Annotated in this window: 20 protein-coding genes and 2 pseudogenes; 9 read left to right on the top strand and 13 right to left on the bottom strand. The window is 37.9% G+C overall.

All coding sequences use genetic code 11. The features are described 5' to 3' along the window. Positions 1–238: 238 nt before the first annotated feature. The 3 genes and pseudogenes from ACR30L_RS03240 to ACR30L_RS03230 form a co-directional block, all read left to right on the top strand. Positions 239–379, top strand: a pseudogene (locus tag ACR30L_RS03240) (TetR/AcrR family transcriptional regulator); the annotation flags it as partial. Continuing rightward, the gene (locus tag ACR30L_RS03235; protein ID WP_435236609.1) at positions 380–679 is read left to right on the top strand and encodes a hypothetical protein; all 300 of its coding nucleotides are present in this window, start codon (positions 380–382) and stop codon (positions 677–679) included. Beyond that, positions 679–1,716 (top strand): alcohol dehydrogenase family protein, encoded by a 1,038-nt coding sequence (locus tag ACR30L_RS03230; protein WP_435236608.1) that lies wholly within the window; start codon positions 679–681, stop codon positions 1,714–1,716. Before ACR30L_RS03235 ends, ACR30L_RS03230 begins: the two co-directional genes overlap by 1 nt. 74 nt (positions 1,717–1,790) lie before the next feature. Here the strand turns inward: ACR30L_RS03230 and ACR30L_RS03225 are convergent, their stop codons facing one another. Together ACR30L_RS03225 and ACR30L_RS03220 are read right to left on the bottom strand one after the other, a co-directional pair. Continuing rightward, positions 1,791–2,717 carry a DMT family transporter gene (locus tag ACR30L_RS03225; protein ID WP_435237866.1) on the bottom strand — a complete coding sequence of 309 codons (927 nt, stop codon included), beginning with the start codon at positions 2,715–2,717 and terminating at the stop codon, positions 1,791–1,793. A gap of 100 nt (positions 2,718–2,817) precedes the next feature. Continuing rightward, a complete protein-coding gene (locus ACR30L_RS03220) occupies positions 2,818–3,525 on the bottom strand; it encodes a helix-turn-helix domain-containing protein (RefSeq protein ID WP_435236607.1) in 708 nt (235 codons plus the stop codon). A gap of 863 nt (positions 3,526–4,388) precedes the next feature. On the opposite strand from ACR30L_RS03220, the gene kdgT reads away from it, so the two are divergent. Together kdgT and ACR30L_RS03210 are read left to right on the top strand one after the other, a co-directional pair. Further along, positions 4,389–5,474 carry a 2-keto-3-deoxygluconate transporter gene (gene kdgT / locus ACR30L_RS03215; protein WP_435236606.1) on the top strand — a complete coding sequence of 362 codons (1,086 nt, stop codon included), beginning with the start codon at positions 4,389–4,391 and terminating at the stop codon, positions 5,472–5,474. Further along, a complete protein-coding gene (locus ACR30L_RS03210) occupies positions 5,471–5,941 on the top strand; it encodes a hypothetical protein (protein ID WP_435236605.1) in 471 nt (156 codons plus the stop codon). The genes kdgT and ACR30L_RS03210 overlap by 4 nt, the downstream gene beginning before the upstream one ends. Positions 5,942–5,989: 48 nt before the next feature. On the opposite strand, the gene ACR30L_RS03205 is transcribed toward ACR30L_RS03210, so the two are convergent. Further along, positions 5,990–6,862, bottom strand: coding sequence for a LysR substrate-binding domain-containing protein (locus ACR30L_RS03205; protein ID WP_435236604.1), 873 nt, complete (start codon positions 6,860–6,862; stop codon positions 5,990–5,992). 119 nt (positions 6,863–6,981) lie between these two features. Here ACR30L_RS03205 and ACR30L_RS03200 point away from each other — a divergent pair, with 119 nt between their 5' ends. Further along, on the top strand, positions 6,982–8,145 hold the full coding sequence (locus ACR30L_RS03200; RefSeq protein WP_435236603.1) for a methionine aminotransferase: 1,164 nt from the start codon (positions 6,982–6,984) through the stop codon (positions 8,143–8,145). 9 nt (positions 8,146–8,154) lie between these two features. Further along, positions 8,155–8,952: a carbon-nitrogen hydrolase family protein gene (locus ACR30L_RS03195; RefSeq protein ID WP_435236602.1), complete on the top strand. Its 798-nt coding sequence runs from the start codon at positions 8,155–8,157 to the stop codon at positions 8,950–8,952. A gap of 85 nt (positions 8,953–9,037) precedes the next feature. On the opposite strand, the gene ACR30L_RS03190 is transcribed toward ACR30L_RS03195, so the two are convergent. From ACR30L_RS03190 to ACR30L_RS03175, 4 genes and pseudogenes are all read right to left on the bottom strand, one after another. Next, entirely contained in the window at positions 9,038–9,826 is a 789-nt protein-coding gene (locus ACR30L_RS03190; protein WP_435237865.1) for an amino acid ABC transporter ATP-binding protein, read from the bottom strand. An 84-nt stretch (positions 9,827–9,910) separates the two neighbouring features. Further along, positions 9,911–10,519, bottom strand: a pseudogene (locus tag ACR30L_RS03185) (amino acid ABC transporter permease); the annotation flags it as partial. Positions 10,520–10,814: 295 nt separating this feature from the next. Beyond that, the gene (locus ACR30L_RS03180; protein ID WP_435236601.1) at positions 10,815–11,627 is read right to left on the bottom strand and encodes a transporter substrate-binding domain-containing protein; all 813 of its coding nucleotides are present in this window, start codon (positions 11,625–11,627) and stop codon (positions 10,815–10,817) included. 280 nt (positions 11,628–11,907) lie between these two features. Further along, the gene (locus ACR30L_RS03175; protein ID WP_435236600.1) at positions 11,908–12,981 is read right to left on the bottom strand and encodes an iron-containing alcohol dehydrogenase family protein; all 1,074 of its coding nucleotides are present in this window, start codon (positions 12,979–12,981) and stop codon (positions 11,908–11,910) included. 264 nt (positions 12,982–13,245) lie between these two features. Here ACR30L_RS03175 and ACR30L_RS03170 point away from each other — a divergent pair, with 264 nt between their 5' ends. Then, positions 13,246–13,740 carry a hypothetical protein gene (locus tag ACR30L_RS03170; protein ID WP_435236599.1) on the top strand — a complete coding sequence of 165 codons (495 nt, stop codon included), beginning with the start codon at positions 13,246–13,248 and terminating at the stop codon, positions 13,738–13,740. A 55-nt stretch (positions 13,741–13,795) separates the two neighbouring features. Here the strand turns inward: ACR30L_RS03170 and ACR30L_RS03165 are convergent, their stop codons facing one another. From ACR30L_RS03165 to ACR30L_RS03150, 4 genes are all read right to left on the bottom strand, one after another. Further along, entirely contained in the window at positions 13,796–14,488 is a 693-nt protein-coding gene (locus tag ACR30L_RS03165) for an aspartate/glutamate racemase family protein (protein WP_435236598.1), read from the bottom strand. A gap of 58 nt (positions 14,489–14,546) precedes the next feature. Next, positions 14,547–15,128 carry an HD domain-containing protein gene (locus tag ACR30L_RS03160; RefSeq protein ID WP_435236597.1) on the bottom strand — a complete coding sequence of 194 codons (582 nt, stop codon included), beginning with the start codon at positions 15,126–15,128 and terminating at the stop codon, positions 14,547–14,549. Between the two features lie 14 nt (positions 15,129–15,142). Then, a complete protein-coding gene (locus ACR30L_RS03155; protein ID WP_435236596.1) occupies positions 15,143–16,066 on the bottom strand; it encodes a glutaminase in 924 nt (307 codons plus the stop codon). 386 nt (positions 16,067–16,452) lie between these two features. After that, positions 16,453–16,590, bottom strand: a complete 138-nt coding sequence (locus ACR30L_RS03150) for a hypothetical protein (protein ID WP_435236595.1) — start codon at positions 16,588–16,590, stop codon at positions 16,453–16,455. Positions 16,591–16,737: 147 nt separating this feature from the next. Between ACR30L_RS03150 and ACR30L_RS03145 the strand changes: the two genes are divergently transcribed. Then, a complete protein-coding gene (locus ACR30L_RS03145) occupies positions 16,738–18,105 on the top strand; it encodes a hypothetical protein (protein ID WP_435236594.1) in 1,368 nt (455 codons plus the stop codon). Positions 18,106–18,167: 62 nt separating this feature from the next. Here ACR30L_RS03145 and ACR30L_RS03140 read toward each other — a convergent pair whose 3' ends face one another. Both ACR30L_RS03140 and ACR30L_RS03135 read right to left on the bottom strand, forming a co-directional pair. After that, positions 18,168–18,905 carry an ABC transporter ATP-binding protein gene (locus ACR30L_RS03140; RefSeq protein ID WP_435236593.1) on the bottom strand — a complete coding sequence of 246 codons (738 nt, stop codon included), beginning with the start codon at positions 18,903–18,905 and terminating at the stop codon, positions 18,168–18,170. A gap of 3 nt (positions 18,906–18,908) precedes the next feature. Beyond that, the gene (locus ACR30L_RS03135; RefSeq protein WP_435236592.1) at positions 18,909–19,889 is read right to left on the bottom strand and encodes an ABC transporter substrate-binding protein; all 981 of its coding nucleotides are present in this window, start codon (positions 19,887–19,889) and stop codon (positions 18,909–18,911) included.

Raw genomic sequence — 19,889 nt, 5'->3', positions numbered from 1 at the left:
TAAGCACAAAAATAATGACAAATGATAAGCCTCGGAAACCTTGTAAAAAAGAGTCACGCTACCAAGATAAGATATATGACTGAATTAATTTTCTTCTTTAGGTAAAACTAAAGTCGACAACGCAATATTAACAACTAATTAAGCAACTCCTCTCAATCATCTATCACAACACATTGACAAAGGTAGAGCGAACACTTTACCACACAGGTAGAACAAACACTCTACTTACAGAGAGGCTATTATTAAAGAAAAAATCGCAATCAGTCTTGAAAAAGCTTTCAGTCAATATGGTTTTGCGGAACCTAGCGTTGCTCAGTTAAAAACGGCATGCAATGTCAGTCTACGAACGTTATATAAACACTATCCCTCTAAGGAGAGAATGATAGTTGCTGCGCTTGAATACCGTCATCAACGATACCTCACGTTTTTACTTAAGGAATCCCCCGCTCCAGGTATTGAATCTATTTTTCATATTTTTAATAAACTTGAACAATGGATGGAAGAGTTCGCACCTCATGGATGCATGTCGATGAACGCTATTGCCGCCTTTCCAGATAATTCCTTTATCAGTAAATCAGTGAAAGAGCACAAACAAAAAATTTGTCATTTATTAGGCCAGCAAAGTCAGAGAGAAGATCTGGCGACCGCACTCTTAATACTTTTAAAGGAAAATAAATAATGCCTACGACTATTCCGAATATGATGAAAGCCATTCAACTAATAGGCCATGGTGGTCCTGAAATGCTTCAATACCGTGATGATATTCCAGTACCTTCCCCATCTGAAGATCAAGTAATCATCCGCGTTTCTGCAGCGGCAGTAAACAATACCGATATTAATACCCGAATCGCTTGGTACTCAAAAAACGATAGTAATAGCTCAGATGCAAGTTGGTCTGGTGAGCCATTAGTTTTTCCTCGTATTCAAGGCGCAGATGTCTGTGGAATAATAGTCGCAGTAGGTAATAATATTAGTAAGAAACGCATCGGGGAGCGCGTGTTAATCGAACCTTGTTTTAGTGACGAAAATGGCTACTATGGTTCAGAATGTGATGGAGGTTTTGCACAATTTACCGTGGTCGCAGCCAAGCATGCCTATGTTATTAATAGTACCTTATCCGATATCGAATTGGCTTCATTTCCTTGCTCTTACTCAACCGCTGAAAATATGTTAACACGAGCAAATGTCACATCACGTGACAGAGTCTTAATATCAGGTGCCTCTGGTGGTGTTGGCTCAGCAGCAGTACAACTTGCTAAAGCGCGTGGAGCCTATGTTATTGCAATTACCAGTACAAGTAAAAATCAACAGCTGTTAAGTTTAGGAGCAGATCAGGTCGTATCACGAGATACCAATTTAATTGAAATATTAGGTGAAAACTGCATTGATGTAGTGATCGACTTAGTGGCTGGTAAACAATGGCCAACATTTTTAGAATTATTAAAACCAAAAGGTCGATACGCAGTATCAGGTGCGATTGGCGGCGCTTTGGTTGAATTAGATATCAGAACACTTTATTTAAAAGATTTAAGCTTTTTCGGCTGTACATTGCTTGAGCCCGAAGTATTCCAAAATCTAGTTAAGTGTATCGAGCAAGGTAAAATAAAACCAATCGTCGCTCAGACCTTTGCATTGGAAGAAATCAATACAGCGCAGAGCATTTTTTTGAAAAAGAAACATGTCGGTAAAATAGTACTAACAATCCCCCAGGAATAACGACAATAAAGACTGCTCTCAGAGATATATTGCTAAAAAACTTTCTTGTCTCTAGAAACAAGAAAGTTGTATTGTTAGCTTGATATTGTGATTATTTTTTCTGGATATTGATGCTTTAATGTTTGCAGAAATAGACTGAGTGATATCAGTACGACACCTAGCCACCCCATAGCTTTAAACCTTTCTCCAATGATTAAAACGGCTAAAAGAGTTGCCATCAATGGTTCAATCAGCGTGATTAATGTTGCTTTACTCGCATCAATAAAGTTTAAGCCAAAGGAAAATAACAAGTAACCTAAAAACATAGGAATAACAGCCATATATAGTGATACCAAAGTATTGGTTGGGCTTGCAAACAAATTATCACCTGTAAAATATAATGAGGGCAATAATAATAGTGCAGCACAACCAAATAGTCCTGACATTGCAGATTGTGAATGCACACCACTTTCAATTAAACGCCTTGTAACCCATGAATAAGTCGCATAAGTTAATCCTGCAATACCCCCCAATAAAATACCAACAGTTGTCAATAAATGACCGTGCGAACCATGGGTAGTCGCTTCTCTACCTAGCGCTAATAAAACAATCCCTGTCGCCCCAATAATAAAACTTACACACCATTGTCGTGAAATAGATTTTTTGCTAATTAGACGCTCTAAAATAACGGCAAACAAAGGAGCCGTTGCAATAGAAACAACCGTACCAAGTGCAACGCCAGATAAACGCATTGCGCTATAAAATGTTAATGGGTAAATTGCGATAGAAAACGCACCTAAGAGCAATAAACTAGGTTTTTCCAGCAGTTGGTAATAATCGACAACGAGTTTTTTTCTAGCAGTAATAACCAGTAACAAACCACCAATGCCCATAGAAAATGCGCCAATTGCTAACGCACTGACATCAGGTGAATAACTTGCGGCAGTGCCCGTTGTTCCCCACAATAAGCTAGCAACAATAATCGCTATCGCGCCTTTTAAACCGTTGCCTTCCCTTTCCATAATACAACCTGCGACTAATAAATGATGCACACAATTGTATCTTTATTTTCAATTAAATTTTTAACCATTCAGACGCAATTGTTAGCCATTTAGTCTCAATCTATTTTTTGAACTTAGTGGGGGAAAGGCCAAAGTATTGCGAAAAGATGCGACTAAAGGATGATAGATCTTTATAGCCAACCTTTTCACCAATTATCTGTAACGGATAATCGGTATGTGTTAGTAAGGCTTGGGCTTTTTCCATTCGCTGTTTTGCTACATACTTCATCACAGCGAGCCCAGTTTGCTGTTTAAATACCTTTTTAAATTGTGTTTCACTAAGGAAAACAGAAGCAGCCAAGTCTTTTATTTGTATATTTTCGGCAATATTTTGTTGGATAAAGGATATAACGCTTGCAATACGATGATCTACTTTGGCTAATAACGGTTGCTCTGCAAGTAATGAAGCAAACATATCGAACATCGCCAGCTCCAATTTAGTATTAACGTTATTTTCTAATTGCTTTTCTACAAATGTGAGGTAATGCTTTAGAGGATCATTAGTTGCAAAAACAATATGTTGAGAAGATAAAATATTGTCAGGAAGGAACGCCATATCAGCAACCACAAACCGAGCCTCTATGTTTGCTGTGAATAAGTGTTCTTCGTTACACTTAACAACGACACATTCACCCGGTGCAACCTTGCCATTAAAACGACCAACTTGTATGTTAATCACACCACGTAAAGGCAATACCAATTGATTGAATGGATGAGAATGACTCACTGGCTTTGTACTATAAGAGCGAATGGAAAGTAAATTATTCATAATAGTAACCCTATGCCTTTATTTAAAATAATAAAGTTGAATAATAGTGTGTTGAAAGGGAACGCGCTCTTAAATTAATATCATTGCTTCTAGACCCTATCAACTTCTATATTAACCTGCCCACCAGAAGTCTGTCAGAGATTAAAACATGCCTTGCTAGTTTCTGGCAAAACTGAGTTATTTTTACATTAAAACAGGTTAAATTAATATTTCATACTTTCATACTTTCATACTTTCATACTTTCATACTTTCATACTTTCATACTTTCATACTTTCATACTGCATTTTCTCGTCAGTATGATGTAGTGATCTATGGGTTATCTCGATTATCAATCAAAATGCATTTTTATTAGTCACTCACTCGATGCCACTATAAAGCGTAAACAACTAAAACCCAGATTGCTTTGTGGAGCTATTACCTCCCCAAAACCAAAGATTGATTTTCAATCTTAACTATCTATATCAGTCAGTGTCTTTTGGATTAATATGTTAACGGCCCTCCTCCTATAAAAGCGTAAAGTCCCCGTATCGATTCTGGCACTCATTTATTACCGAACAACCTCTAAATTAAAATCGATAATTTAATAAAAAAACATATTGGTTTACCAAAAATAACAATTGGATGATCAAAATGTCGTATTTATTTACTATATTTCCGTGATCTAAACCTCAATTTTAATCAAGATCAATTCACACACAATAAAATAGAGTTACCATCTCCAAACGCTTACTATAGTAGTATCGTAGTATTGTATTATTAATTAAATAATAATATTTTAGCAGTGTTGATTTATTGCTGTCTACAAGAAAATAAATCTAAAAAATTTGTTTAACCCCGTTAAATAAGGATTCAAGCAAATTTATGATGCAACAACCTTTACATAAAAATTTATTCGATTGCTTAAATGCAAAAACAAAAATCTATAAAATTAAGGAATTAAACGTGCAAATAAAGAAAAGTATGGAAAAAATACCCGGTGGAATGATGTTAGTCCCGTTACTATTAGGTGCGATACTTCACACATTCGCCCCGGGTACTGGTGCTTATTTTGGATCATTCACAAATGGTTTAATTACAGGTGTTGTACCAATTTTATCGGTTTGGTTTTTTTGTATTGGCGCATCAATTTCATTTAACTCAACGGGTACTGTTCTAAAAAAATCTGGTGTACTTGTTGTTGTAAAACTACTCACGGCATGGGTTGTTGCATTTTTTGCTAGCTACCTATTACCAGAAGGTGGCATCACAACGGGACTGTTTGCAGGATTTTCTGCATTAACACTGGTTGCGGCAATGGATATGACCAATGGTGGTTTATATGCATCGCTAATGCAGCAATATGGAACAAAAGAAGAAGCCGGCGCGTTTATTCTGATGTCCGTTGAATCTGGTCCATTAATGACCATGATTATTCTTGGCTCAACGGGAATCGCAACCTTTGAACCACAACTGTTAGTAGGCGCAATTCTTCCCTTTGCCATTGGTTTCGCACTCGGGAATTTAGATCCTGATTTACGTAAATTCTTTACTCCTGGTGCGCACTTAATGATCCCATTTTTTGGTTTTGCACTGGGTAGTGGTATTAATTTAGGTGTTATTATTGATACAGGCCTTGCAGGCATCATGCTTGGTTTATTAGTTATTGTAATGACAAGTATTCCATTAATTATTGCCGATAAATTTATTTGTAAAGGAGATGGTACCGCAGGTCTTGCAGCTTCAAGTACAGCAGGAGCAGCTGTTGCAACGCCGATGTTAATCGCTCAAATGGCGCCAGAATTCCAAGAAATCGCACCGATGGCAACATCTATGGTGGCAACTTGTGTCATTATAACATCCGTTGCAGTACCTATTTTAACGGCTTTTTACTCTAAAAAAGCGAAGAAAAATAAACCTGTTTTAAATGAATTTGAAAATGACGAAGTAACACAGGGAGTAACACAATGAGAAACCAAAAAGACATTGCATTAGATGCGATTGAACTTGTTAAACCAGCAATCATGAATCTTTTTGAACGCACATGCCGAAAAGAACTTCACATCGTTATCATGGATCCAACCATTAAGCCATGGGAAGCTAAATTTGAAGATGCGATTTTAGTCGAAGATACGACGGGTACGCCTGCACAATGGACAGCACCTTTCGATGAGTTAGCACGTAAAAAAGCACAACAAGCATGGCGTGATGGTGTTGCTAACATCAATCATCAAACTATGCACCCTGCTTCATTACGCGAAGGTGATATTTTATATTTCGGTTCGTTTGTTTACGGCAATATCGTTGTGGGTTGTAGCGGTGTCGAACCTTATTACGACATGCTAATCAGCAGCTGGGTTGCACTTGCATTTGAACAGCTTACTATCGCAGAATACCAAATTGATAAAATTGAAACGCCTAAAAAAGCGTTCAGATAATCAATCCGCTTGGTGGTCAACTAGACCATCAAGCTATTTCCTTTCCTTTTACAATACCAAAGCTTCTGAACTCAGCCAATTAACTAATCTTGACTGCACTTCGAACTTATCTAATTTATCATTAAGGACTAAATAATAACTTGCGCCGGTTTTCACCTTTAACGGAAATGGTTGTACTAATCGATTCGCCTTCAGATCTTCTTGCACAAGGTTTACATCTGCAATAGCAATACCGAATCCCTGTATAGCGGCACTAATTGCCATTTCCATGGTATCGAAATATTGATTATTCACAAAATCAAACTCCGCAATCCCCTTTGCATTTAACCAAATATTCCAATCGGTATGATCCTTTGTCGGATGCACCAATGTATGTTTGGAGAGATCAGGCAGAACACCCGATTCAACTTTATCCGCAGCAATCACCGGCGAGATGAATTCATCGTATAACTTGATTGAATAATCATTTTCAATTCGATTTTTATCGTAAACCAACCCGATATCAAAATCTTCATTTGCAAAATTAATCCCATGATCATGGGTCGTCGTTAAGGCTACATGGATATCTGGATAGGCTTTCTGAAAAGCTAATAATTTAGGAACTAACCAGCGCATGGGACAACTCGGCGCTTTAAATCGAATCTCTCCTGTGGGTTTCATCGCTTTTTCAGTGGTTAATTTAATTTGCCCAAAAGCTTTTTCTATATCGGGCAATAATGCCTCGCCCTTCGGTGTTAAATACAAGCCTCGCGCATGACGTGTAAAGACTTTAAATCCCAAATAAGATTCCAATGTTGCTATCTGACGACTGACCGCACCTTGCGTCACAAATAACTCCTTGGCAGCATTGGTTAAATTAAGATGCTTAGCGGTAATAACAAAAGTATAAAGTGCGTTAAAAGGTGCTATCCCATGAGCCATAAATACTATCTCTGTAAAAGGTATGTGATTTTCTCATACCTATTATGATAACAATTCGCTGGTATAAACAACGAATATTTTTTCTAATTAGCATAGATATTTTTCAATAAGGATAACCAATGCTTAACTCACCGATTACTATAGATTCTAAATTAGATGATATTGGTACCACTATATTCAGTGTGATAGCACAACTATCAGAGCAGCATAATGCGATAAATTTAGCGCAAGGTGCCCCTAACTTCGAGAGCGATCCGGTATTAATTGCTCAGGTTGAAGATGCCATGCAACAACAGCATAACCAATACGCACCGCTGACTGGCTTAGCTAGCCTTAAAGAAAAAGTAGCAAGCAAAATACAAAACTTATACCAATGTACCTATAATCCGGACAGTGAAGTACTCATTACGGCCAGTGCAAGCCAAGCTTTATTTACCAGTATTGCTGCGTTGGTTAACCCTGGTGATGAAGTTATCTATTTTGAACCTTCCTTTGATAGTTACGCCCCAATTGTTCGTCTTCAAGGCGCTAACCCCATTGGCATCAAATTAGCTCAGCCTGATTTTTCTATTGATTGGGAACGGGTTAAAGCAACCATCACCTCAAAAACACGTATGATTATTATTAATACGCCCCACAATCCAACGGGATCAGTACTTAGTGCGGATGATCTTATTCAACTCGCAGAAGTCACCCGTAACAGCAATATTATTATTCTTTCCGACGAAGTTTATGAGCATATGGTATATGACAATAGACCGCATCTAGGCATGTCATCTAACCAAGAACTTGCAGCAAAAAGCGTTGTAATCACTTCCTTTGGTAAAACATTTCATGTCACAGGCTGGCGCGTTGGATGCTGTGTCGCGCCCCAAAAACTCATGGATGAATTAGTCAAAGTTCACCAATTTATGATGTATGCGGCGGATACACCAATGCAATATGCCTTTAACCATTATCTAGATGTGCCGAGCCGATATACTGACCTAGCGGAATTTTATCAAGGTAAACGAGATTTAATGAAACAAGAACTAGCAAAGGGTCCCTTTGAAGTTCTGCCTAGCAATGGCTCATTCTTTATGTTGATAAAATATGGTCATATCACCAATAAACCCGATAGCGATGTCGTACAAACATTGATTAAAGACTTTGGCGTTTCAACGGTTCCTCTGTCCTCTTTTTATAGTGATGGTACAGATAATCGAATTATCCGCTTATCTTATTCAAAACACGATCAAACTATTATTGACGGCGTCAATGCACTAAACAAATTCTCCGGATAAGGAGCTAATATGAAAATAGCTGCTATTCAAATGTCCAGTAAAATGGCATTGTCAGCAAATCTAGAAACGGCGACAAAGTTAATCCACGATGCCGTTCAATCTGGGGCAGAATTAGTACTGTTACCTGAATATTTTTACTGTATGGGGCAAAGTGATACCGATCGTGTTGCTCTCGCAGAACCTTATTTGAAGGGGCCCATACAGGATTTTCTCGCTCAAACGGCAAAGCAACATAATATATGGCTAATCGCAGGTAGTGTGCCTATTTCCAGTGCTCAACCAGAGAAGTTCTATAACACTCAACTACTCTTTAACCCTGAAGGTATTTGTCAAGGGCGTTACGACAAAGTACATCTGTTTGCCTTTGGTAATGAAGCAGAATCCTATCGCGAATCAGATACCATGATGGCCGGTGATAGCATTGTTGATTTCACCGTCGGCGATCTACGTATTCGCCCTTCGATATGTTATGACCTGCGTTTTCCAGAGTTTTATCGCCAGCAATTCGGCTATCAATTAATCACCGTTCCCGCCGCTTTTACCTATACAACGGGTAAAGATCATTGGGAATTATTGCTAAGAACACGTGCAATTGAAAATCAATGCTACCTAATAGCAGCAGCGCAAACGGGTCAACATGAAAATGGCAGTCGGACTTTTGGACACAGTATGATTATTGATCCCTGGGGACGTATTTTAAGCAGCTTAGAGGAGCAACAAGGTGTTATTTTGGCAGAGATTGAGATGGATGAATTAGACAAGATCCGTACCCAATTACCAGCCTTAAACAATCGTATTTTTAGCTAAACAATCATTTTCTTGTTCGATTAAAGTAAAAAGCTAGCTTTACAATTAATCCGTAAAGTGCTTTTTACTTTAGCAATCCTCTTGATTAAGCGATGCCCATAAACTCACGTAAACGCTGGTAGCTTTCTGTTTGTATATTATTGTTTTTAATATCATCTGGTGATGAATCTACTTGAATCACACCATGCTCCATCATAACAACGCGATCCGACACCGAAAGTGCAAAATCCATTTCATGAGTAACGATAATTAATGACATCCCTTCCTGAGCTAAGTCTTGAATCACCCCTAACACCTCGGCCACCATTTCAGGATCTAGCGCTGATGTCGGCTCATCAAACAGAATAATATCAGGCGAAAGCGCTAAGGTTCGTGCGATAGCAACACGTTGCTGTTGTCCACCAGACATTTGATGAGGATACTTATCTGCATGTGCTAGTAAGCCAACCCGATCTAATAAATATAACGCTCGCTGATGACAAACATCTTCCTCTGAAATGCGATGATATTGTGGGGCAAGCATAATATTTTCCAATATTGTTTTATGAGGAAATAAATTAAAACTTTGGAAAACCATCCCAATCCGTAACATTCCTTCGCGAACGACCTTATTTTTTATTGTTTCACGATCCGTGACATAATTTTCACCAAACAAAATAATTTCGCCACTATTCAATGTTTCAAGGGTGTTAATCGTTCGTATTAAAGTCGTTTTTCCTGAACCTGAGGGACCGATAATACTCATCACTTCGCCTATTTTCACATTAAGACTGATATCCTTTAAGACTTGATGATGACCATAGGATTTAGATATATTTTTCAACTGAAGCGCAGGGGGTAAACCTTTAGTTGATGAGGCTTTAGCTTTTTTTATTGGCGTTAATTGCGACCTTAATATATCGGTTTGTGATTCAGTGAGTGTTTGTGGATTCCGAGCCGCAAGGTTTAATTTACTTTCTATCCATTGAAATAAAGCACCAAATATCGTGACGATAATGACATAATAAACAGCAACGCCGGCTAAGGTTTCCAACACTAAAAAGTTTTGAGAATATAAACGTTGCCCCGTTTGCAATAACTCAGGCAGCGAGATAACCGATACTAACGAACTTAATTTTATAATAGTGACATATTCATTAACCAGTGTTGGTAATGAAATACGAAATGCTTGAGGAATAATAATCAGCCGCTGCACACCTAAAAAGCCAATATTTAATGCATGCCCAGCTTCTTTCTGCCCTTTATCCACGGATAATAAGCCACTACGATGAATTTCAGCCATATACGCCGCTTCAGTTATCACCAAACTGACTAATCCAGATAAAAATGGCACGCCAAGTACAGGCTGGGCCATTGGAAATAATTGAGGGAGGTTATACACAAAAACCAATACAACGAGTAAGGGGACACTACGGAAAAACCAAATATAGATCCGAGCGGGTACCGAGAAAACAGGTGAGACAGACATTTTTGCAGAAGCAACAATAAATCCGAGAACAAGTGAAATGCCCCAAGATAAACTGCTAATCGTAATAACGGTTACCGAAGCATCCCAAAATTGAGACATCGTAAATAAAGAGAAAAAATATTCCCATTCAAAGCCCATAAATAACCCTTTTATTGATGATTATATCGATTCAATTGATTTAACAGGAAAGTTTTCATTCGCGGTTTTAATCTCTTCGGTCAACCAAACATTCAGAAGATATGAAACTTAGGTTAATCACACAACTAAAGTTTCATACCGTAAAAATCTGATTTAAAACGTAAAACCTTTATCCTATCCCTAGAATATATACCCGTTACCAATCAAGATGCGTTTATCAGTCACTAGCTCGGATACCAAGGCAAGGCGTAGTTATTTATTCAGAAACAGCCGTTAGTTCGTATTTATCAATCAGCATTTGATAAGAACCATCTGCTTTAATTTGTGCCATCGCATCTTCAACTTTGTTTTTTAATGCCATATCACCTTTTTTCAAAAATAATCCCATGGTTTGCGGATAAATTAACTCAGGTGAACTAATTTCAATTCGGCCTCGACTACGCTCAACAAACATGCGAGCAGCCCCTGCAATTTCGACCTGAGCATCAACATTATGCGAGATCAATGCTTGGGAAACTTCCGGCGCGGTTGGAAACTCTTGAATCGTAATAGACCCTTTATTATTTTCTGCACAGTAACCATCAGATAACGCAGTTAAGTCTTTAACCCAACTTGTTCCCTGTTGTAACCCCACTTTTAAACCACAAAGTCCATTTTCATCAATGGGCTTTATTTCTGCATCTTTCAACGTCAAAATGAACGCCCCTGTTCGAGCATAGGGAATTGCTTCCGTCACAAGAATACGCTCGGGTGTTACGTACATACCAGAAATAACGGCATCAAATTTCTGACTTTTAATACCTAAAATTAAGTTAGTAAATTTGGCATCAATAAATTCGGCTTCAACATTCAGTTTATTACTTAACAACGTCGCTAATTCAGGATCAAAACCAACCACCTTGTCGCCATCGTAAGATTCAAAAGGCGGATAAGCGATCTCCATTCCAACTGTTAATTTCCCATCTGCAAGTGCATCTTCAGCATGTGCCGTAGACTGTCCTAACAAAGCTAAACCGGCAAAAGTAACACCGCTTACTGTCTGTAGAAAACGAGATTTAGACAATTCCATATGTATTCCCCTGGTGATTTTAAGTTAAGTAAAATGTAACAATGGTTATTTAAGATGAATAATAAAATCGAGAGTAGCGAATTGTGGTCATATTAGTCATGAGAATTTCTCATATCTATAATAAAAGCATCTACTTTCAAGTCATTAACCATTACGCCCCCAATAACCAAACCAAAATTTATGTTTTTCTCCCGACCATTTAACTTCAACAATGATTAGCACCCGTTTATCTTTCGCCGCCATTATTGCTAAGGGCAACGGCAGATTAGGCGATAAAAAATCAACAAGCCTCAGATAAAGCAGATATTTTCTTCATCGAAGTGACAAGATCCAACGCAGTAACAGTAAAAGGCATATTTTTCATATCCGGCGTTGCCGCAGCAAATTCAGCAATGGCAAACAATTCATCGTCAGTTAACGAATTAATTTCATTAAGCGCAACAGGAATAGCACAAGCACGCGCCAGTAATATAGCTTCTATCAACTGATCTTCAGATCTTCCCTCTAAATCTAACAAGACTAAATTACCAAAACCAACTAATAGGCCATGCCCAAACAACCGGGTTTTTTCATTAATTGTAAATCCATCGAATAACCCATGGGCAGCACCTACATGATCGCCAACGCCCATAATAGAAGTAAACCCAGCAAAGATAAAAATGGCATCCATCACAGATACAAGCGCTTTATCCTCACACTTATTTTCAACCGCTTTAATCGCATCAGGACCATATTTTTTAATTAAATCAAAACATAACTGACCATTTGCATAGGCCGAATCATTAAAGCTCCCCTCAGAAAGGTTCTCCTGTATGGATCTAAATTCATATAATTTTGCTAATGTATCGCCTAAACCAGCCGCTAACCAACGTACTGGTGCCTGTACGATAATCGATGGATCAAGCACAACCAAGCTCGGCGCTTTTTTAAGCTTTACCACATCGATATAGTGCCCACGATCATCGTACTTAATGGAAACCGTCGATACCGCTGAGCAGGTTGCTGCAATCGTAGGAATAGTCACCACAGGCAAACCAAGGACTTCTGCCACCCACTTGCCCATATCAATTGCTTTTCCGCCACCAGCAGCAATAATTAATTGTGCATTCTGTTCACTTGCTTGCTTAATTAACACCTCACAATTCGACTCAGAAACTTCACCACCATACCAAGCAAATTGAATGCGTTCACGACATTCAAATTGCCCCGATAGGGCTGCTTGGCAAGCTTTTAGCGCATGTTTTCCACCAATCACTAACACCCGCTGAATTGCTTTATCAATATTAGTTTCAATTTTATGTATCGCGTCAGCACCGCGCAGGATCTGATGAGGTAGTGATATCGATTGTGACATGTAAACTCCTATAACATTGGGTATTTTGTTACTAAGAAGATAGCAATAATTGCCCTGTTTTTTAATCTAAATATTGTCATGGCCGTCATGACAAAAACTGATAGTAAATAATTTTGATTGAATAAATATACACGCCTAACAAACAACATTGATTATCATTTACATTAAGTAAAATAGTGATACACTGAAAAATCGTTCAGGTTAGCTATGAGCTCTTTTCAGTTAACCTAAAAGTGTATTTAACCTCAAGTTGAGAATCTGTTAGTGAATACGAAGAAAGCGTTAAAAAAACTAAAACAGCATCAGGATAAACTTCAAAAAACGACGCTAAAGAAACTAAAAAAGCATCAGAAGAAAGTACAATCGAGCGTATTGAAAAAGTTAAAAAAACAACAGAAGAAACAACAATCTAAAGCGCTCAAAAAACTAAAGAAGCATCATAAAAAACAACAAGACAAAACGCGTAAACAATTAAAAAAACGCATTGATATGAGTACGGCGCCCACGTTTAAACATACACTGAAAGCGGTCAGCGAAATATCAACATCAAGCAACGCGATAACGAACGAAAATAAATACGGTAGAACGACTCAGCAAAACATTATTCCAATTATGAATGTGAATTCGCATCCACGTAGGCAAGCAAAAAAGAAAAAATTACAAAAAATCCTGCGCGTTCCATTAAAGTCTCGTCCCTGCGGTGGATGCCCAGCACTCTCTAATGGAATTTGTAAATGTGCAGCGAAAAAATTCGGGTAGCATTAACGCTTTTATCGTCAAAAATAAGCGAGCAATTAATGAATAGAACTAGCATTCATTCTATTGCACATTCCACGGCTTTTTGCGCATGAATATAGGTTGTATCTAAGAGCGGGATCTCAGTATCCGATTGCTCAACTAACATACCAATTTCAGTACAACCAAGAATAACCGCTTCAGCTCCTTGGCTTGCCAACCAATCGATAATACGTAAATACTCGACCTTGGAAGCAGGCAGCGCATTTCCCAAGCAAAGCTCTTTGTAAATAACATGATGGATAATTTCTCGGTCAGATTTTTCGGGCACAATAACGGTTAATCCATATTTTTCTGTTAATCGTCCCTTATAAAAATCCTGCTCCATGGTAAAAGCTGTTCCGAGTAATCCAACGGTTTTAATTCCCTTTTTAACTAAATTTTCAGCTGTAGCATCGGCAATATGAATCAAGGGAATGTTGATGTTTTGCTCTATTTGAGGCGCGACTTTATGCATGGTATTTGTACAAATCAGTAAGAAATCAGCGCCGGCACGTTCGATATTCGCTGCGGCTTGCGATAATATCTCAGCGGTTCCTTCCCAATCCCCTTGATGTTGTAGCTTTTCAATCGGGTCAAAATCAACGCTATACAGAACAATCTTCGCTGAATGTAACCCACCTAGAGATTGCTTCACACCTTTATTAATGGCCTGATAATAACCCACGGTACTTTCCCAACTCATGCCGCCCAATAAACCTACGGTTTTCATCTCTTCTCCCCCATAACACCATTATTTACAATCAAAACAGAACCAAATAGAGAGGAACCTATGTATCAAAAAAATCAGCTTCACTGGCTGCTTGTAATTTTTCTTCTAGGTTCGCCCATAATGCTTCGCTACCTTTTGCAATACGACTATTTAAAGATAATACTTTTTCTTTAGGGACATGATTATCTTTCCAACTGTGTCCATCGCCGTGAAGATTATGTAAGAGTGGTGGTACACGATCTATCGCCTTTGCATAACTTGCATCGGGTGTTTCTCCTAATTCAAATTCATACCAAAGTGCCATATATTCATCGACTGTTTCCGGCGATAAAAAACCTAATACGCGACGTAAACCAGCCGCTTCTTTCTCTTTAAGCTCCTTTGCTTCGCTCGCATAAATAATAGTATCGCCTGCATCAATTTCACCCAGATCATGAATTAATAGCATTTTTATTACACGATTAATATCGATAGTCTCATTGGCATAATCCTTTAACATCAAGGCCGATAAACACACATGCCAGCTATGCTCTGCAGAATTTTCATAACGATCGAGTCCTACAGGACGTGTTTTACGCAGTACTGCTTTTAGTTTTTCAATCTCAACAATAAAATTTAGGACTTGATCGATCTGATTCACAACACCTTCCCTTTTTAAAATATGGAATCTTCTGTTTTAGTGGTAAATAACTCCAACGCTTTCATCCCCATGTAAGAATTTCCCTTACGGTTTAAACGCGGGCTCCATACGGCAATCGCATATTTACCAGGGTGTACCGCAACAATACCACCACCGACACCACTTTTTCCCGGTAAACCGACTTTAAATGCAAACTCTCCCGCTTCGTCATAAAACCCACACAATTGCATGATTGCATTAATACGTTTAGCTTGGCTTGGACTAATAATCATTTCACCACTGGCTTCATCCATCCCCGCCGTCACTAAAAACATAAATGAATGGGCTAATTCACAACAATTCATTTCGATGGAACAAAGGTAAAAATACAGATCTAATACCTCATCAACATCATTATGAATATTGCCAAAATCACGCATCAAATAAATAAGTGCTTTGTTTCTATCACTGGTGTTTTTTTCCGACTCTGCCACGCGTTGGTTATATTCTAAACTTGGGTTATTGGCGATAGTGCGAATAAAATCCAATAATTCGACTTTAGGATTATCTAAATATGTCATTAACACATCGCAAACAACAATCGCCCCTGCATTAATAAAGGGATTACGCGGAATACCATTCTCAACTTCAAGTTGGACTAAAGAGTTAAATGCCGTACCTGAAGGCTCAACCCCCACTCGAGACCATAGGTTGCCACCGATTAAACGCATTGCTAAGGTTAATGAAAACACTTTGGAAATACTCTGGATAGAAAAGCGTTCATTACTATCACCTTGGTAAAAATCGCCCTTATCGACATGACTTAAATGTATACCAAATTTATCCGGGTCAATTTTTGCCAATTCAGGAATATAAGAAGCAGCTACTCCGGGATTTTCCATCGGCTGTAGCTCAATAAAAATATCGTTAAAGATAGTGTTGAAATTAATGTCTTTCATAAATAAAATCTGTTAATTAAGTGATTACAATGCGGAAAGCTTACCATGCAAAACATAACTCGCTACTGTAAAATGATATTAGGAACGTAAGCAATGTTAATATTGTAACTGATATTTATTATTAATCAGAGACACAGTGCCATTGTCGATCATTTGTTTAAGGCGTGCATGAAAAGCCGTTTAAAGTTAGATAATTTTGGTTGTTTTGAAAATCCAATGTAACCATTAATATCCTGAATGTCTGGAGAGAGCATTACTACTTTATTCTGTAAGTTAAACGCTTCGATACATGCTAATCCATTACGGTATGTTGTAGGTACCATATCAACGCGCCCTACCATTAACTTCTTAAAATTAGTACAAATATCGTTAACAGGGAAAATCTGTCATGCACTTTTTATTTGATCAAACGCTTCACCATAACTCCAACCTAAGGTTGTCCCAATGACATAATCTTTAAGCATTGAAAGATCACCATTCCAGTTAATATCACTATGCGTTTTAACATAAAATACGATCGACAAAAATATGGTTCGATGAATTAATGTAAAAGCTAAGCGAATAAATATCCATTAACAATCAGTATAAATAATTAAAAATTATTGATGCATTTTTCAATCAATTAATTTTGATGTTAGAGTTACTTTTAATTTACAAATGGAGTTGAAAAAATGTTAATCCCTAGCCTCATCATCGCGACACTTATTGTGATTTATTATTTGAGAAAAAAAACAAAAACAGTATCTGTAGATAAACTATGCAATAGAGCCATATATTTTACGAGTCGAGGTCAAGATGCTATGGCTATCCATGAAATTGATAAAATGATAGCCCTAAAAGTAACACCTCAGGAAGAACATGTAGTCGCCACAGCTATGTTACTTAAAATAGACTGTTTAGCCCGTTTAGCTGCGGCAAACTTAACAACAAAAGATGATTTAGTTATACCAAGTTACCCCACGCTGGTACAGTCCGAATATTTTCACGATTTAGGACCATTAGGTCCAAGCTCTGAAGCTATAGCTAGCTGTGATGATGTCATAAATAGATTCATTGGACATACCGATAAGGATTTAAAAAGAACAGTACTAATGGCGATATTATGTAAAGGAGGCCATTTAACGATTCTTGGTGAGCCCATGGATCGTATTGCTAATATTGATGTCATGATTAAATATTTTGACGATGATGATGAACCTTTCGTCATTAATTATGTTTTGGAGGGGATGCTAAAAAAAGGCAATGAATTTAACGAGCTCCAAGAAGCCGATAATGCCATAGCAGTCTATGACAATATAGAACAAAAATTTAATCGATATAATCAGTATCAACTTGAAGATATTACAACGCTCATCACCGCAATGGTCAATAAAAACAAATTACTTAATAAACTCGACCATATTGATGAAGCACTTACCAATTTCAATAATTTAATAACTCGCTACGAAGACTTTCCCGAAGTAGATATCAAGCCAATACTTATCCCCTATGCAGATGTGCTAGCAAAATCTGAACGCTGTAAAGATGCTATCGCATATTACAATATAATGATCGAACATTTTGCAGAGTCAAGTGAGTCACAAACGATAAAAGAAATTACTCGAGCTTATACTGGCAAAGCCATTATATTAGAGCATATGGAGCAAAATAATTTAGCAATTGACATTTACGATAGGCTTATTGATGATTTTAGTTCCATAGATGATCACGATATAACTTATGAGTTGATACCTATGGCTTATGTTGGAAAAGCAATATTATTACAACGAAAGGGCGAAAAGTATGAAGCCACTGCAATCTTAGAAGCTTTGATGTATTACAACAAAAATAATATTTATACAGGTTTAAATTACATTGTTAAAGGATACCAACATCGTACAAAACTGTTACTCGATATGGGCAGACTTTCAGAGGCAAAAGTTACCTGTGACCTAATTGTAAACCTGATTCAAGACATCGCAAAAGAAAGTGATAATACTGAAGAAATGATCGCTGAAATCCAGCAAGATAAAGAAAAGATAGCCGATGCTGTACAATAGAAAAGTTAACAATTCAATATTTATGATAACAGTGAAAATTGAATAATTCTGCCCTTAACCAACTATTGTAAATAACTCAATAGCTGCTTTTTATACATTAAAAATTGCGGTGACAGACTAAATGCATCGCGATCTTGTAATGCCCTTATTATCGGTATTTCTTTCACAATTCTGCCAGGGCTACCCGCCATGACATACACCTTATCGGATAAATAAATAGCCTCGTCAATATCATGGGAAACAAAGAGTGTAGCAAGCTCTATTTTTTGCATGATAGACAAATACCACTGATGCATTTCGTGTTTGGTCAATGCATCTAATGCAGAAAAAGGTTCGTCCAATAAGGCAACTTTATTAGAAAAAAGATACGTCCGTAACAGTGCCGCTCGCTGACGCATGCCACCACTTAATTGCGAAGGATATTTTTTTTGTGTGCCAGACAATCCAAATTGATCAAAATAGCTATTAACCTTGATCCGAGCCTTTTTCTTAGACATACCCTTAATAATAAGCGGCAAGGCAATATTATCTTCAATGGTACGATAAGGGAGTAACATGTCTTTTTGTAACATATAACTCACCTTACCCGCTTGCCCGGTAATATCATGACCATCAAGTAACACATGCCCCATTGTCGGTTGATGCAAACCCGATAAAATTTGAAACAAAGTCGTTTTACCCACACCACTTGTACCTATCAGACAGGCGATTTCATTTTTTTCCAATTGAATGGATATATCATCAATAACCGCTTGCCCTTCATAGGATTGGGCTATGTTTTTTGCTTGAAAAATCGGCATCGCTTAATCTAAAGGTAAATAGTCATTAGTGAATCCAGTGCCTGCGGGAATTGGCGTTTTCAACACCTTAACTTGGTATAACCAATCGTAAAATGCATTCCATCTTTTAGGGTCAAACTCTCCCCAATGTGCAGCTTCGGCTTGATATTGATCCGCTAGCCATTGTTGGCTTTTCATCACTAATTTTTCATCTAACTCGGGCACAAGTTTGGTTAAAATTTTAGCCGCTTGATTGGGATGAGCCATCGCAAATTGATAGCCTTTTTCGGTCGCACGTAAAAATGCTTTTGCTTGTTCAGGATTCGCTTTAAGGTACTCATCGCCTGCAATTAAAATCGGATTATAATAGTCAAGTTCAGGTGCATAATCTTTAAACGCCATGAAGTTAGTCTCTACTCCGGCAATATCAGCTCTAATTTTATCCCACGCATAGTAAACCCAAACACTATCGACATTGGTTTGAATGGCTGAAATAGCATCGGCCACGGTACTTGGAATTAATGTTAGTTTTGAATAATCGCCACCATCGGACTCGATTAACTCCTTCATCATCGCTTTTTCAATGGCCATATCCCAAGTTGCGTATTTATGTCCAGCTAATGCTTTAGGTCGTGTAATTCCAGAAGACGCTAATGTAACAAGGCCCGATGTATTATGTTGAATTAACGCAGCAATAGCAGTCACTGGCACCTTATTTCTTCGAGTAAAGGCCGGCACTAAAGAGTCTTGAAAACTCACACCAAATTGGGCGCGCCCACTCGCAATTAACATCGCAGCATCACCATCACTTGGCTGAGCAATATCCACTTTAAGCCCTTCTGCTTCGTAATACCCCTTTTCCTGTGCGACATAAACTCCGGTATGATTTGTATTGGGCGTCCAATCTAACAAAAACGTAATAGGTACTAATGTATTATTTTCGTCCGCAGCCATAACGTTACAGCTGATACATATCGACATAACGATATAAAGTAAGTTTTTCAT

Origin of the sequence: Psychromonas saccharinae, from assembly GCF_051201515.1 — a bacterium.
Taxonomy (GTDB): Bacteria; Pseudomonadota; Gammaproteobacteria; order Enterobacterales; family Psychromonadaceae; genus Psychromonas.
Note: the sequence above shows the minus strand (reverse complement) of the source record. Positions and strands in the feature narration are given on the sequence as shown.

Bases quoted from the DNA above. Each gene is read 5' to 3' on its own strand.
- ACR30L_RS03235 (WP_435236609.1), top strand. From the start codon at position 380: ATGATAGTTGCTGCGCTTGAATACCGTCATCAACGATACCTCACGTTT.
- ACR30L_RS03230 (WP_435236608.1), top strand. From the start codon at position 679: ATGCCTACGACTATTCCGAATATGATGAAAGCCATTCAACTAATAGGC.
- ACR30L_RS03225 (WP_435237866.1), bottom strand. From the start codon at position 2,717: ATGGAAAGGGAAGGCAACGGTTTAAAAGGCGCGATAGCGATTATTGTT.
- ACR30L_RS03220 (WP_435236607.1), bottom strand. From the start codon at position 3,525: ATGAATAATTTACTTTCCATTCGCTCTTATAGTACAAAGCCAGTGAGT.
- kdgT (WP_435236606.1), top strand. From the start codon at position 4,389: ATGATGCAACAACCTTTACATAAAAATTTATTCGATTGCTTAAATGCA.
- ACR30L_RS03210 (WP_435236605.1), top strand. From the start codon at position 5,471: ATGAGAAACCAAAAAGACATTGCATTAGATGCGATTGAACTTGTTAAA.
- ACR30L_RS03205 (WP_435236604.1), bottom strand. From the start codon at position 6,862: ATGGCTCATGGGATAGCACCTTTTAACGCACTTTATACTTTTGTTATT.
- ACR30L_RS03200 (WP_435236603.1), top strand. From the start codon at position 6,982: ATGCTTAACTCACCGATTACTATAGATTCTAAATTAGATGATATTGGT.
- ACR30L_RS03195 (WP_435236602.1), top strand. From the start codon at position 8,155: ATGAAAATAGCTGCTATTCAAATGTCCAGTAAAATGGCATTGTCAGCA.
- ACR30L_RS03180 (WP_435236601.1), bottom strand. From the start codon at position 11,627: ATGGAATTGTCTAAATCTCGTTTTCTACAGACAGTAAGCGGTGTTACT.
- ACR30L_RS03175 (WP_435236600.1), bottom strand. From the start codon at position 12,981: ATGTCACAATCGATATCACTACCTCATCAGATCCTGCGCGGTGCTGAC.
- ACR30L_RS03165 (WP_435236598.1), bottom strand. From the start codon at position 14,488: ATGAAAACCGTAGGTTTATTGGGCGGCATGAGTTGGGAAAGTACCGTG.
- ACR30L_RS03155 (WP_435236596.1), bottom strand. From the start codon at position 16,066: ATGAAAGACATTAATTTCAACACTATCTTTAACGATATTTTTATTGAG.
- ACR30L_RS03145 (WP_435236594.1), top strand. From the start codon at position 16,738: ATGTTAATCCCTAGCCTCATCATCGCGACACTTATTGTGATTTATTAT.
- ACR30L_RS03140 (WP_435236593.1), bottom strand. From the start codon at position 18,905: ATGCCGATTTTTCAAGCAAAAAACATAGCCCAATCCTATGAAGGGCAA.
- ACR30L_RS03135 (WP_435236592.1), bottom strand. From the start codon at position 19,889: ATGAAAAACTTACTTTATATCGTTATGTCGATATGTATCAGCTGTAAC.